General features: G+C 64.0%; 7 protein-coding genes and 1 other RNA gene. 5 read left to right on the top strand and 3 right to left on the bottom strand.

What is annotated here, in order from left to right; genetic code table 11:
* Nucleotides 1-2: 2 nt before the first annotated feature.
* Nucleotides 3-569, top strand: coding sequence for a DUF6642 family protein (locus FGZ14_RS08040; RefSeq protein WP_139923106.1), 567 nt, complete (start codon nt 3-5; stop codon nt 567-569).
* A gap of 220 nt (nt 570-789) precedes the next feature.
* Here the strand turns inward: FGZ14_RS08040 and FGZ14_RS08045 are convergent, their stop codons facing one another.
* Both FGZ14_RS08045 and FGZ14_RS08050 read right to left on the bottom strand, forming a co-directional pair.
* Nucleotides 790-2253, bottom strand: a complete 1464-nt coding sequence (locus FGZ14_RS08045; RefSeq protein ID WP_139923108.1) for a T9SS type A sorting domain-containing protein — start codon at nt 2251-2253, stop codon at nt 790-792.
* Complete coding sequence (locus FGZ14_RS08050; RefSeq protein ID WP_139923110.1) at nt 2253-5522, bottom strand: tail fiber domain-containing protein; 3270 nt, start codon at nt 5520-5522, stop codon at nt 2253-2255. Before FGZ14_RS08050 ends, FGZ14_RS08045 begins: the two co-directional genes overlap by 1 nt.
* Nucleotides 5523-5691: 169 nt before the next feature.
* On the opposite strand from FGZ14_RS08050, the gene FGZ14_RS08055 reads away from it, so the two are divergent.
* Nucleotides 5692-6330 carry a response regulator transcription factor gene (locus FGZ14_RS08055; RefSeq protein WP_139923112.1) on the top strand — a complete coding sequence of 213 codons (639 nt, stop codon included), beginning with the start codon at nt 5692-5694 and terminating at the stop codon, nt 6328-6330.
* Nucleotides 6331-6351: 21 nt separating this feature from the next.
* Here FGZ14_RS08055 and FGZ14_RS08060 read toward each other — a convergent pair whose 3' ends face one another.
* Entirely contained in the window at nt 6352-8118 is a 1767-nt protein-coding gene (locus tag FGZ14_RS08060) for an ATP-binding protein (RefSeq protein WP_139923114.1), read from the bottom strand.
* A gap of 104 nt (nt 8119-8222) precedes the next feature.
* Here FGZ14_RS08060 and rnpB point away from each other — a divergent pair.
* The 3 genes from rnpB to FGZ14_RS08075 all read left to right on the top strand — a co-directional run bounded on the left by rnpB (nt 8223) and on the right by FGZ14_RS08075 (nt 13850).
* Nucleotides 8223-8707, top strand: an RNA gene (gene rnpB / locus FGZ14_RS08065) — RNase P RNA component class A.
* An 83-nt stretch (nt 8708-8790) separates the two neighbouring features.
* Complete coding sequence (locus FGZ14_RS08070; RefSeq protein WP_139923116.1) at nt 8791-11427, top strand: cellulase family glycosylhydrolase; 2637 nt, start codon at nt 8791-8793, stop codon at nt 11425-11427.
* Nucleotides 11427-13850: a glycoside hydrolase family 2 TIM barrel-domain containing protein gene (locus FGZ14_RS08075; protein ID WP_139923118.1), complete on the top strand. Its 2424-nt coding sequence runs from the start codon at nt 11427-11429 to the stop codon at nt 13848-13850. The genes FGZ14_RS08070 and FGZ14_RS08075 overlap by 1 nt, the downstream gene beginning before the upstream one ends.
* The last annotated feature ends 102 nt before the right edge of the window (nt 13851-13952 follow it).

Consider the following 13952-nt stretch of genomic DNA (forward strand, 5'->3'; position numbering starts at 1 on the left):
AAATGCTTCCTTTCAAAAAAAATATAGCCTGCATTGAAGGCCGTTGGGTACAAGACTTCACGAAGCCCAATAGTGTGGCAGCTGGTCTGGAACTATTACAAAATAATAAAATTATAAGAAAGCAATGTTGCAAGAACTCTCATTTTAAGGCAACCACATTAGATCTACTATTAGAGTTTACTCAAAAGAGGTATGCTAGCTACAGCTTACTTTATTTATCATTTCATGGTGAGCCGGGTGCAATTGGTTTAGGAAAAGAGAGGGTTACACTTGATGAGTTAGAGGAAAGACTTGCGGGAAAGCTCACTGGCAAAATCTTGCATTTTGGCTCGTGTCAGACGGTTAACATAAATAAGCGCCGCCTTACCAAATTTCTGGTAACAACAAAAGCCGCAGCTGTATCAGGTTTTACCACAGATGTTGCTTTTCTGGAAAGCACTCTTTTCGATTTACTATACTTCGAAACTTGTCAATACCGAGACCGAGTAGAAGACATCCAATCAGATATGAGCACTAATTACGGAGCGATGAGTCGCCGGCTTGGATTTCGTATGGTGATACATCCTTGAGGCTTGACTACTTTGCCCCAGTGATGGGGCGCCTCACCGCAGCGCCCGCGCAAGAATGGTGACGAGGAAAGTCCGGAGCAACACAGAGCACTATCCTCTACTTTATTAAGGAAACTAGAATACTTCATCGTTATATATATCATAAACAAGCAGCCCCACTCCGGTTCAAACCAGAGCGGGGCTGCTTGTTTAAGAACCTACACTAGGCGGCCAAATTCCTCTACTCCCGCACCACTTTCACCGTGCGGAACTGGTGGCCTTGCCGGACGCCGAGCACATAGGTGCCCACCGGCCAGGTGTGAGCTTGCGGCAGGTTCAGGCGGTTTTCGCCTTTGGTGAGGGGTAGGGTCTGCTGCCACAGGGTGCGGCCTACGGCGTCCACCACGCGGAGGGTGGCGGGGCTGGTTTCGGGGGCCTGGATCAGCACGGTGGCCTGGGTGGTGAAGGGCGTAGGATACACCTGCACGGCCAGGGGCAGAGCTTCGCTGGGCACGGCTACGGTCTGCACCTGCGAGGTGGTGGCCGTGCCATCCTGGTCTAGCTGGCGCAGGCGGTAGTACACCAGCGGCACCTGGTAGCGGGCCAGGTTGGGGTCGGTTAGCTGGTAGTCGTGGCGCTGGGTGGTGGTACCGTGGCCTGCTACCCGGCCTACGGACCTGAACGTGCGGCCGTCGGGGCTGCTTTCCACTTCAAACCCGGCGTTGTTCAGCTCCTGGGCCGTGGTCCAGCGCAACAGGGCATCGGGCCCTACCCGCCGGGCCGTGAAGCTGACCAGCTGCACCGGCAGCGGCTTCTGCCCCTCGCTTACGGTCAGGCGGGAGAAGGCGGTGGTGCTCACCGTGATGCTGCGGGCCGAGGCATCGGTGGGAGAACCAATGGCCTCCCAGGGCGCCGAGCTGGCGGGCATGCGCCACACCTGGGCCTGGGCGAAGTTGGTCAGGCCGTTGTCGTCGTCGGGCAGCCAGGACAGCGTGAGGGTGGCCGGGGCCGTGGGCGTTTGGTCGGCCGTCACGCTCCAGATCCGGTCGATGGTGTGCTGGCTGGGGTTAGCCGGGTTCTGACCGAAGCTCACACCGGCTTGCTGGAGGCCAGCGGTGCGCAGTACACGCACGGCGCCCAAACTGCCGCCGTTGGGGTTCAGCACCAATCCATTCCCGAAATCAACCACCGTACTCCCCTGCACAGCGGCGCGGGTAATTTCCAGGTTGCCCTGTACGTAGCGGCCGGCGGTTTCGCCGGTCAGCGTGGCCCCGTCAGGCAGGTGCAGCGTGGCGGTGGCGTCGGTGCGCGGTAGGCCGCTTACCAGTGTCAGCTGTTGCAGTACAGTAAGGTCGGTGGGCAGCAAGATGCGGTTTTGGCCTGCGGGGCCGGTATTGCGCACTTCCACCCGGCCCAGGCTGGCGCCGCCCGCCGACAGGGTTTGCTCCGTTGAACCGATTAGCACCAGGGTGCCGTTGGCGGGTACTACCGTGCCTGTATTGATGAAGTCGCCGCCTACCTGCACGGTGCCGCCAGGGGTCAGCGTGGCGCCGGCCTGGTTGCGCAAGGCGCCGGGCACCGACAGCAGAACGCCGGGTTCCACCGTGAGCTGGGTGCCGGTGTTGGTCAGGTCCTGGGCCTGGGCAGCAGCGCCGGCAAGTGCCAGCGCTACTCCCACCGAAGCGAAAAAGAGTGGCCTAGACATTATTTCACCGATGCTTTAGTACCCAGCATGTTTTCCAGGGCCTGCAGGCGCTGCGTCAGGTCCTGAGTGCGGGCGGCTTCGGCCTGCAAGGTTTGCAAAGCGGCCTGCTGACTTGTCAGGCTCGTTTGTTGCTGGTCGAGGCGGCCTTGCTGGGCCTGCAGCTGCTGTTGCAGCGCGGCGTTTTGCTGCTCCAGCAGGGCCACTTTGCGGGCCAGCTCCTGGGTAGCCGACACGTTCAGCATAGACAGGGCTTCGTAGTCCACGGTGCGCACATCGGGGTGCTCCAGGCCAAACACAAACACAGCCTGGCCGGCCAGCTGCCGGGCTCCGCGCACCACCAGGGCGTTGCCTTTGGGCAGTTGGGCCACGACTCCAATCATCTCGCTACCCCCCGTAATCAGCTTAACGCGCTGCCCTGCTTTCACGCCCGCGGGCAGGGTAGGCACGGTCAGGTGCAGCAGGGAGTCGCCGGGCAGCAGCTGGGCTGCCGTGGCCGTAGCGTACACGTCGGGCACGAAGCCCTGGTGCTGGTTCACGGCCTGCGGAAATACCTGCTCCACTTCCTGGGCAATAACTTTCTTGAAGCGCCGGTCGCCGTACTGCACCCGGTCGCGCATGGTGTAGTCGGTGATGCGGATACGGCTGAGCAAGGTCAGGTCGGCGGCGTTGTCGGAGAGGCCTAGCACGGACTTCAGGCGCCGGTCGGAGGTAGCGTTGAACTCGGAGGCCAGCACGCGGCCCGTGGCCCGAATGCTCACCGGGCCGGTGTTGTTGGTGGCATAATTCACCTGCCCGCTGCCGTTGAGGTAGCCGTAGTTGAAATTAGCGGGCGTCACGGTGCGCTGCACGTCGAGGGGGTAAGCCGGTGCGGTGGTGCCAATACCTACGTTGGAACCACTAAACGTCATGTAGTTAGCTCCGCCGACGTTGGGCCCATCCGACAGCTTGAGCTTGTAGCCGTCGTTGGCATCCAGCCCTAAAGAAGCCCAAGCGTTGTTGGGCGAATGAAAGACCATATACGGGCTATTCTGCCGGATTTCCAGCGGGCCATTGGGTAGAGCCGCGTTATTGAAGCCCGTGCCAATACCCAACCGGCCATTTGTCAGAACCATCTGCTGGGTTCCCCCACCGGCATTGAACTGCTCTGCATTGGGAGAGCCGCCGGCGTACCAGGCAAAGGCCCCGCCCGAACGGAAATACTGGGTACCATCCTGAACGCCGATGCCGTATTCCGAGCCCCACAGGTTAATCATCTGCCGGGTGCTGGCCCCGAAGCCCAGCGTGCCACGCACCAGCTCGTTGCCGTTCACGTCAAGCAAAGCCTCGGGCGAAGTCGTGCCGATGCCCACGCCGCCCGAGCCTTTCGGAATCAGGTTCAGCGACTGGTTGGTGTTCGTGCCGGCGGCGTACAGCGAGTTGTAGCCGATGCCTACCCCTTGCGTGCCGTTAAAGTGCCGGAACTCTGCCCCGCCCGCGGCCTGGTCGAAGTCGCCGGTTACGTAGAGCGGCCGCCCCGTGGCGTGTGTGCCCGAGCGGGCGGCCGTAGTTTGCACGTCGAGGCGGTTACTGGCCCCGGCGTTGCCGGTCCCGATGCCCACGTTGCCGTTGCTTTCAAAGCTCACGTTGGGGATAGTTCCGCTGTTATCGTCGGAGTAAAAGCGGATGGGCGCGGCGTTGGTTACCAGGCGCATGTAGCTACCACTGACGCGGGAGTACAGCCCCAGGTCGGAGGTGCTGGTAACGGCCGCGCCGCCGCGCTGAATCACGCCGGCCGGCAGCAGCAGGCCGCCGCTGCTGGTCAGGCCCAGGCCCGTGCTGCCGCCGTTGCCCACCAGTTGGTAGGTGCTGAGGTTCAGGTTTTGGGTGGCCGTATGGTTACCCAGGTTATCGGCACCGGCGGGCAGGGTTACGGTATTGCTGCCGCTGAGCCCCAGGGTCAGGCCGTTGATAGTCAGCTCGGGCAGCGCCTGGGCCGCGAGGGTGCCGTTGTTATCCGTTGTCACCATGCGGGCCCCGCTGCCGGCCAGACCCTCCACGCGGGCGGCACCGGCTACGTGCAGTGCCGCTTGCGGGCTACCCGTGCCAATACCCAGACGGCCGTTCGCGTTGTCCCAGGCTAGCTTGGTTGCGTTGCCGGTGAGCTTGCCGCCGTCGCTGTAAATCACGCTGCCCGCCGCCTGCGAGGTAGTAGCGTTGTTGAGGCTGATAACCGGAGCTTCGGGCTGGAAGCTAAAGCTGATTTTGGCGTACCCAGCCCCATTCTGGTAGCCCTGGGTATGGACCACGTTGGTCGCCAGTGTCGGGTCGGTGTACGACGAGCCCCCGCCGGCACCGGCGTTGCCGTGGCTCATGCCGCCCCCGTAGTAGCCGCCCCCGCCACCGGCCGCGCCCCAACTGGTGCCACCGGTTAGGCTCCCGCCCACGCCCGGGCCGGCCGGACTCGTGCCGCAGTAGCAGTACTGCTGCTGCGTGCCGCCCGTGGCGCCGCCGGCTGTTTGGGTACCGCCGGTACCGGGGGTCCCCGTCGGGTTGCTGCCGGTAGGCAACAGGCCGTCGCCGCCGACGAGGCCCCCACCGGGCCCGCCCCTAGCGTAGTAGCCCGAGCCGCCGCCGCCGCCGGCCACCAGCACCCGGTTACTCAGGGCCGTGCCGCCGATGCGGATGTCAGTAGCGCCGCCCCCCGGCTCGCTGCCGCGCCCGCCGCCATTGTAGCCTCCGTCTTGGTAGAGCGTGCTGGGGTTATAGCCCCGGTCGCCGCCCACTTCAATGGTCAGCACCTGCCCTGGCGTCACGGCCAGCGTGGCCTGCACCCGACCGCCCCGGCCGCCTCGGTAGCAGTTCGAGCAGTTATCAATGGTGCGGCCTCGTGCACCCGCAATATCCACCTGCACGCTGGTCACGTTCGGCGGCACGGTCCAGGTTTGAGAAGCCCCGGTGAAATTGAAGGTCAGGACCTTGGGACCATTGGCGTTGGCACTGGCCGACAGACCCACCACAGCATCGGTCCAGAAGAAGCCGTTCCAGGTGTTGAGCTTGGCCGCATCGAGGTTGTAGATGGTCAAGCCCACGGCCGGGCTCGGAATGGCGTCGCGCTGGGCCTGGGTCATGCGCGGGGGTAGCAGGCCTTTACTGGTCGAGTTCAGTTCCAGCAAAGCTGAGGCCGCCGGCGTACTGGTACCGATGCCCACGCCACCGGGGGTTTGCGCCTGGGCCGCGTGAAGCCCAAGCGCGGCGGATAAGGCTAGCGCGTAGCGTAAAAGTTTTCGCATAGTAGAAAGTAGGTGTGGAAAGGCTGTTTCACGGGCTGCGTTGTGGCGCAGCCGGATTTGGGGACGCAAACTTCCTAGTAACAGAGCGTTATTCCTAATATGAGGTGTACCGCATTTGGGGGTAACGCCGGGGTTGCGCCGGGGCGGCCATAGCCCGTCCTTTGCGGATATGAATTCCCCGATTCGATTGGCTTTGGTAGAAGACGACCCCGAAGTGCGCGCTCTGCTGCACGGCTACCTGTGCCGGCAGCCCGAACTCGACTGCGTGCTCGTGGCTGACTCCGTAGAAGAGTTTATGGCCCAGCTGCCCGACTTAGTGCAGGCTCCCCAGGTTGTGCTGCTCGACGTGCACCTACCGGGCCTAAGTGGCCTAGACGCGCTGCCACTCATCAAACAGCGCCTCCCCGATGCCGACGTGGTCATGCAAACTGTGTTTGATGACGCCGACCGGATTTACCGGGCCCTGTGCGCCGGGGCCAGCGGCTACGTGCTCAAAAACACCCCGTTGGATGAGCTGAAAGCCGCCGTGTTAGAGGTCAGTCGGGGCGGCGCGCCCATGAGCCGGGCCGTGGCCCGCAAGGTGCTGGCGCACTTCAAGCCTACCCCTGCCGTACAGTCAGACCTGTTATCGGAGCGGGAACGAGACGTAGTGAAGGCCATTGTAGATGGCCTCGGCGATAAACAGGTGGCCGCCCGCCTAGGCCTATCGGTGGAAACGGTGCGCACGTACGTGAAGCGCGTGTACAAAAAGCTGCAGGTCAGCAGCCGCACGGAGCTGGTTAGCCGCCACGCCCGCGGTCAACTGTAGCCCTACCCCCTGGCAACAGGCCTACTGAGCCGGCACCGACAGGCGCACCCCAAACCCACCATCTTTGTGCGGGGCGGCCCGCAGGCTTCCGCGTAACGCCGCCGCCCGCTGCTGCATATTGCGTAGGCCCATGCCGCTGCGGGCGGTGCTACCCTCGCTTCTCCCGTCATCCTCCACAGTGAGCAGAATCTGGTCCTGCTGGCGGGTAAGCGACACTCGCAATTGGGTGGCATGCCGGGCGTGCCGCACCGCGTTGGTAACGGCTTCTTTGAAGACGAGGTAGAGGTGCTGGCGCAGCTCGGGCGTCAGGGCCTCCTGGTCGTTGAGGCCGTGCGTAGTCAGCTCGGTTTCCAGGCCGACGGCAGCGGCAGTTTGGTCGAGGTGGTCGCGCATACGGTCCAGTAGGGCGCCCACGGTATCGGCTTGCGCATCAATGCTCCACACGATGTCGCGCATGGTGCTGGCGGCGGCCCGGCTGTTGGTCAACAGGCGGTCCAGGGCAGGGTCGGGCTGATTTTGGCGCAGCAGCTCGGCCTGCAGGTTTACGCGGGTGAGCAGTGTGCCCACTTCGTCGTGCAGGTCGGCGGCAATGCGGTTGCGCATGCGCGGGGCGGCGGCTGTGCTTTCCAATAGGTGCCGGGCGCGCTGCCGCACTACCACCAGCACCAGCATCAGGCCCGCGCCCACCAGACCAGCCAGAAACAGCGTAGTGCGGCGCGTCAGCTCGGCTTCGTGCAGACCGGTGCTGACCTGCAGGCTGGCAATGCGCTGGCGCTGCCGGGCCAGCTGCTGCTCCTTCTGCTGGGTTGCGTACAGGGTTTGCAGCTCCCGGGCGTGGCGGGCGCTGGATTCCTCGAACAGGCTGTCCTGCAGCACGGCGTAGCGCCGCTGATGCTGCAGGGCTTCGCGGTAGCGGCCCAGCCGTTCCAGCGCGGGCACCAGCGTTTCCAACACACTCATCTCATCGTGAATCTGATGGTGGTCGTAGCTGGTTTTCAGCGTGGCCCCGAGCAGTTGGGCCGCTGCCGCGTACTGGCCTTGCTCGTAGGCCAGGGCACCCTTTAAGTTGTCGAGGATAAGCTGAACGCCCACGTAGCGCGGGGGCGGGTACACGGCGTAGGCGGAGTCGAGTAGTGCGGCCATGCGCGGTAACTGCCGCTGCTTGTGGGCAATAGCAGCCAGGTTCGCCAGCTCCACTGCCACGTTGGCCGTGTCGCCATCGGCGCGGGCCAGCTGCAAAGCCTGCCGGTCGCAGTAGGCGGCTAGTTTGTAGTCGGGCACAATAAGCGCACAGGAAGCCAGGTTGGAATAAATGCCGCCTAGCTCCTGGTAGCCAGCTGGCGTATGCCGGGGCACCAGCCGCAAGGCCTCGCGGCCGTAGGCAATGCCTGGCTGGGGCTGTTTAAGTAAATAGTACGAGTAGCACAGCCACTCGCACGCCACAGCTGCCCGCAACGAGTCGTGGTCTTCCAGGGCCATGCGGCGGGTTTGCAGCATCTGCATAATGGCCAGACTGGGTTGGTTTTCGTGCAGGTAATGGCCCGCCAGATTAGCCCGTAGCTCCGCCTGTACACGCCACGGAATATCGGGGCGCCGTAGCAGCCCGATAACCACCGGCGCCGTAGCGGGCGTAACGGTAGCTCCGGCCAGGCGCATCTGCTGGTGAAACGGCCACCGCCATAGCTGCCGCAGACTATCGGGCGCCGTACGTGGCCCGGCGCCTGCCAGATCCGACCATAGCAACAGGACCACGCATAACAGCGGCACAACGCGGGCAAAGCGGTTCATGCTGCAAGTTAAGCGCCTGAACCGGCCAGGCCTAACGCCTTCTAGGCCAGTTGCCGCACGGTTTACCGCGCAGGTGCGGCCAATTCCTTGTACCTTTGCCCGCAGTGATGGGTCGCCCCACCGCGGCGCCAAACGCAAGAATGGCGACGAGGAAAGTCCGGGCAACACAGAGCACCCTGCTTCCTAACGGGAAGGACTGGGCGGCGTAAAGCTTCCCAGGACAGCCAGTGCCACAGAAAATTACCGCCGGTTTTGAAGGGTAAGCGGGTAGGAGGGTGTGAGGGCAAGAGGTTTTTACCTCCTGAACTCCTACCCTCACACCTTCCTACCCAACCAAACCGGTAAGGGTGAAAAGGTGCGGTAAGAGCGCACCAGCGGCTGGGTGACCATGCCGGCTGGGTAAACCTCAGGGGTTGAAAGACCAAATAAGCTGGCACGCGGGCCCTTTCGGGGGCCGGCACCGGGCGGCTCGTCCGGCGCCAGCGGGTAGGTTGATGGAGCCTTTCCGCGAGGACTGGCCTAGATAAATGGTGGGGCCGCTTCTGCTTGCAGGGGCGGACAAAACCCGGCTTACAGACTCATCACCGCCATCAAACGGCCGCCGCAACTTCGGGTGCGGCGGCCGTTTTTGTAACTATATGGTGTTACTTCGCGAATTCAAACGTTTGCATTATGTCTGATTCCTTGCCTTTCCCTGGTTCCGCTCGTAGTGGCCGGTGGTGGTTGCTGGCCGGTTTTGCCTGGCTGCTGGCCGGCACCCCCGCCGCTCTGGCCCAAAAAACTCCTTCCCAAGCCGCCGATGTGTACACGGATGCTAAAGGCGTGCTGCGCTGGCAAGGCAGCAAGCAGGAAGTAGCGCTGTTTGGAGTAAACTACACCACGCCCTTCGCCTACTCCTACCGTGCCCACCAGAAGCTGGGCGTGAACCTGGAAAAAGCTATTGACCAGGATGTGTACCACCTTTCGCGCCTGGGCGTAGATGCCTTCCGGGTGCACGTTTGGGATGTGGAAATTACCGATACCCTGGGCAACATCATCCAGAATGAGCACCTGCGCCTGCTCGACTACCTGGTACAGCGGCTTAAGCAGCGGCGCATCAAAATCATTCTGACGCCCATTGCCTACTGGGGCAACGGCTACCCCGAGAAGGACACGGCCCAGACGGGTTTCTCCAGCATTTACCCCAAAGGCCGGGCCTATAACAACGAGCGGGCCGTGCGGGCCCAGGAAAACTACCTGGCCCAGTTCCTCAATCACCGCAACCAATACACTGGTCAGCTCAACCGCGAAGACCCCGACATCATCGCCTACGAGGTTTGCAACGAGCCCCACTACCGCCAGCCCGAGGCCGAGGTGAGCCGCTTTGTGGAACGCATGGTGCAGGCCATGCGCAGCACCGGCTATAAGAAGCCCATCTTCTACAACATTGCCGAAAGCCCGACGGTAGCCAACGCTATTCTTAACAGTCCGGTGCAGGGTTTCACGTTTCAGTGGTATCCTTCGGCCCTGGTGGGCGGGCACACGCTGCAGGGCAACATGCTGCCTCTGGTAAGCCAGTACCCCATCCCGTACGCCCAGGACCCGCGCTTCAGCTCCAAGCCCCGCATGGTGTACGAGTTTGAGTCGGCTGATATTCTGCAGCCTGTGATGTATCCGCTGATGGCCCGCTCCTTCCGCAGCGCCGGCATGCAGTGGGCTACCCAGTTTGCCTACGACCCGCTGGCTATTGCCTTCGCCAACACCGAGTACCAGACCCATTACCTGAACCTAGCCTACACCCCGGCCAAAGCCCTGAGCCTGCTGATTGCGGGCAAGGTATTCCGGGACGTGAAGCGGGGGCAGCCGTTCGGGGCCTACCCCCAGGATTCGGTCTTCAACAACTTTCGGGTAAGCTACCGCGCGGGCGTCAGTGAGCTAAACACGCCCGAGGAGTTTTACTACACCAGCACCACCACCACCCAGCCGCGCAAGCCCGCCGCCCTGCGCCGCCTGGCCGGCACCGGCTCCTCGCCCCTGGTAACCTACGAAGGCACCGGCGCCTACTTCCTCGACCAGTTGGCTACCGGCGTGTGGCGGCTGGAGGTGATGCCCGACGCTATTCCGGTGCGCGACCCGTTTGCGACTACCTCCCTGCGCCAGCCCGTGGTGCGCATTGCCTGGAACACCCAGCCCCTGCGCCTGAGCCTGCCCGGCCTGGGTTCCGACTTTACCGTGCGCGGCTTAAACGAAGGCAACACCTTCCAGGGCCAGGCCACGGACGGCACCGTGCGCCTGCAGCCCGGCGTGTACCTGGTAGCGGCCCGGGGCAAAAACACCGGCGCCTTCACGGCCCAAACCCAGGTAGGCGACATCCGACTGGGTGAGTTTGTGGCCCCGGCCCCTACCCCTCTCCCCACTCAGGTAGTTCACACGGCGCCTACCCAGCTCCCGGCCGGCCGGCCCGCCACCCTTCAGGCTACCGTGGCCGGCGCCGACGCGGCTGACTCCCTGTTTCTGGTGGCCCAGCACTTTTACGGCCGCACCCGCGCCGTGCCCATGCGCCGCCTTACCCTGACCACCGCCGAAGCCACCGTACCCGCCGACCTGCTCTACCCAGGCCTGCTACGCTACTGGGTGGTAGTGAAGCACAATGGCCGCTCCACCACCTTCCCCGGCGGCTTTGCCGGCAGCCCCCAGGACTGGGACTACGCCCCGCGTGAGCATTGGGAGGCCCAGATTGTGGCGGCCGGCGCGGCTCTGCCCCTGTTTATAGCCGCTCAGGACCAGCAGCGGGTAGAAGTAGGCGGCGTGAACGGGGCCGGCTGGGCCGATTACGTCACCAGCGGCAACGGTCAGCTGGCCCTGCGCCTGCTCCAGAGTCCCCCGTCCCCTACCCCCATTCCCTTCGCCGATGCCACCGCCCCCGTGGCCTTCCTGCGCGCCTACTTCGGCGACCGGCTGGCCTCGCGCGCGGCCGAGGCAGGCGCTTTCCGGGAATTGGTTATCCGGGGCCGCCGGGGCGCCGGGGCGGGCCGCGCGCGCCTCGTGCTGACCACCCGCGACGCGGCGGCTTACGTGGCGGAAGTGGAGCTCGGCGACGACCTGCAGGAAGTGCGCGTGCCGTTGTCGGCGTTCCGGCCCGGGGCCCAGCTGCTGCTGCCCCGGCCCTACCCCAGCTTCCTGCCCCTAAGCTTCCAGACGCCCGGCCCGGCTACCCTACCCCTGGCCCAGGCCGAAGTGCTGCAGGTGCTGCTGGAGCCCGCCGCTACCCCCGCTCCGGCCGCCAACGCCCGCCCCTTCCTCGACCTCGAATCCATCTATCTGCGCTAATGAGTAGTTTTCGTCGTGCCTTACTTGCTCCGCTCCTCACCTTCGGCGGGCTCCTGACGCTGGCCGCCTGCACCCGCCCGAGCGGCCAGGCGGCCTCCTCCGCCCTCCGCCCCGAGACCTTCAACCAGGACTGGGAGTTTGTGAAGGACGTGGATACGACGGTGGGACCTGCCTTCTTCGGGCGCGCCGCTGAGGCTGCCCGGCCCTGGGCCGCGGTGGGCCTGCCCCACACGCCCCGGCTGGAGCCGGTGGTAACCACCGCCCGGCAGTGGCAGGGCACCTGCTTCTACCGGCGCTTCTTCCGGGTGGCTGCTGCTGATACTGCCCGCCGCGTGGCCATTCGGTTTGAGGGAGCCATGCAGGAAGCCGATGTGTACCTGAACGGCCGCCGCCTTGCCCATCACCAGGGCGGCTACCTGCCCTTCACCGTAAACCTGACGCCCTACCTCCGCCCCGGCGCCGAAAACTGCCTGCTGGTGAGGCTCAACAACCAGGACAATCCAGCCATTCCCCCCGGCAAGCCTCTCAAAGACCTCGACTTCAACTACTACGGTGGCCTCTACCGCCCCGTACAGCTGCTAGTGCAGGACAAGCTGCACATTACTGATGCCGTGGAATCAGGGCGGGTGGCCGGGGGCGGGCTACTGCTCCGCTACGAAAACGTGAGCGAGCAGCAGGCCACCCTGCATCTGCAGGCCGAAATCCGCAACGACTACCGTACCGACCGGGCCGCCCGCCTGCGCACCGTGGTGCTTGATGCCGAAGGCAAGGAGGTAGCCCGCGTCCTCACCGATGCGCCCCTGCTCACGCCCGGCGGAGCTACTGCGGTGCGGCAAACGCTGCCCCTGGCCCAGCCCAGACTCTGGACGCCCGCGCGCCCCTACCTTTACCGGGTGGTGACGGAAGTGCTGGACGACAAGGGCCGCGCCCTCGACCGCCAGGAGCTGACAACTGGGGTGCGCACCATCCGCTTCGCGCCGGATGGCTTCTACCTCAACGGCCAGAAAACCCGCCTGCGCGGCACCAACCGCCACCAGGAGTACCCGTACCTGGCCTACGCCCTCTCAGACGAGATGCAGTACCGCGACGCCTGGAAAATCAAGGAAGCCGGGTTCAACTTTGTGCGCTGCTCCCACTACCCGCCCTCGCCGGCCTTTCTGCAGGCCTGCGACGAGTTGGGTTTGCTGGTGATGAACTCCATTCCGGGCTGGCAGTTTTTCGGCGGCGAGGACTTTCAGCGCAACAGCCTCCAGAACGTGCGCGACATGGTGCGCCGCGACCGGAACCACCCCAGCATTGTGCTCTGGGAAGCCGCCCTCAACGAAACCGACATGAGCAAGCCGTTCATGGACCAGGCCCACCAGGCCGTGCACGAGGAGCTACCCTTCCCGACCGATGTGTACACCTGCGGCTGGCTGGATTACGCCTACGACGTGTTTATTCCGGCCCGCCAGCACGCCAAAGCGCCCGACTACTGGCACAAGTACAATAAGCAAAAGCCCATTTTGCTCTGCGAGTACGGCGACTGGGAATACTACGCCCAGAACGCGGGCTTCAACCAAACGGCTTACGCGGGCCTGAAGGAGGCGGAGCGCACTTCGCGCCAGCTGCGTGGCCAGGGCGAGCGGGCCCTGATTCAGCAGGCCCTCAACTTCCAGGAGGCCCACAACGACAACTTTATCGGCCCGGCTATCGGCGACGCCAACTGGCTGCAGTTCGACTACAAGCGCGGCTACGCCCCGGATATCGAGTCGTCGGGCATTATGGACATTTACCGCCTGCCCAAGTTTGCCTTCTACTTCTATCAGAGCCAGTACGGCCCCACCCCCGATGCCCAGGGCTTCGGCAAGCCCATGGTGTACCTGGCCAGCTACGCCCAGGCCAGCCCTACCCCCCGGCAGGTGCGCGTGTTCAGCAACTGCGCGGAGGTAGAGCTGCAGCTTGACGGCAAGCCCCTGGCCCGCCAGCGCCCCGACCAGGACCGTTATTCCGACCACCTGGCTCATCCTTCGTTTACGTTCACTGTGCCGCCGTTCAGCACCGGTACGCTGCGGGCTGTGGCCTATCTGAACGGTCAGGTGGCCGCCGAGCATACCCGCCGCACGCCCGGCCCGGCCCACCACCTGCAGCTTACCTTCGACCGGAGCGGCCGCGACCTGACCGCCGACCGCCAGGACGCCGTGTTCGTGTATGCTACCGTGGTAGATGCCCAAGGTACACCTGTGCCGGACGCCGCTACCCCTATCCGCTTCGCCGTAACCGCCGGCGACGCCGAGCTACTGGGCGACAACCCCGTGGCCGCCGAGGCCGGCATTGCCACGGCCCTGCTGCGGGCCGGCCGCACCCCTGGTACAGTACGGCTTACGGCCTCGGCCGAGGGCCTACCGGCCGCTACCCTGTCGGTGCGCAGCGTTAAACCGTAAGCCAGACTGCTAATCTAAGCTGTCCTTGAAATCAGCCGGGCTATTCGTAGTAGACTACGATTTTCTTCGGCCCATTCCACCAAGGTTCGGGGGTAGGCTTCA

It is taken from the genome of Hymenobacter sp. DG01 (assembly GCF_006352025.1).
Classification (GTDB): Bacteria; Bacteroidota; Bacteroidia; order Cytophagales; family Hymenobacteraceae; genus Hymenobacter.

What these genes read in the sequence shown, in the direction of transcription:
- FGZ14_RS08040 (WP_139923106.1), top strand. Translation starts at nt 3, where the DNA reads ATGCTTCCTTTCAAAAAAAATATAGCCTGCATTGAAGGCCGTTGGGTA.
- FGZ14_RS08045 (WP_139923108.1), bottom strand. Translation starts at nt 2,253, where the DNA reads ATGTCTAGGCCACTCTTTTTCGCTTCGGTGGGAGTAGCGCTGGCACTT.
- FGZ14_RS08050 (WP_139923110.1), bottom strand. Translation starts at nt 5,522, where the DNA reads ATGCGAAAACTTTTACGCTACGCGCTAGCCTTATCCGCCGCGCTTGGG.
- FGZ14_RS08055 (WP_139923112.1), top strand. Translation starts at nt 5,692, where the DNA reads ATGAATTCCCCGATTCGATTGGCTTTGGTAGAAGACGACCCCGAAGTG.
- FGZ14_RS08060 (WP_139923114.1), bottom strand. Translation starts at nt 8,118, where the DNA reads ATGAACCGCTTTGCCCGCGTTGTGCCGCTGTTATGCGTGGTCCTGTTG.
- FGZ14_RS08070 (WP_139923116.1), top strand. Translation starts at nt 8,791, where the DNA reads ATGTCTGATTCCTTGCCTTTCCCTGGTTCCGCTCGTAGTGGCCGGTGG.
- FGZ14_RS08075 (WP_139923118.1), top strand. Translation starts at nt 11,427, where the DNA reads ATGAGTAGTTTTCGTCGTGCCTTACTTGCTCCGCTCCTCACCTTCGGC.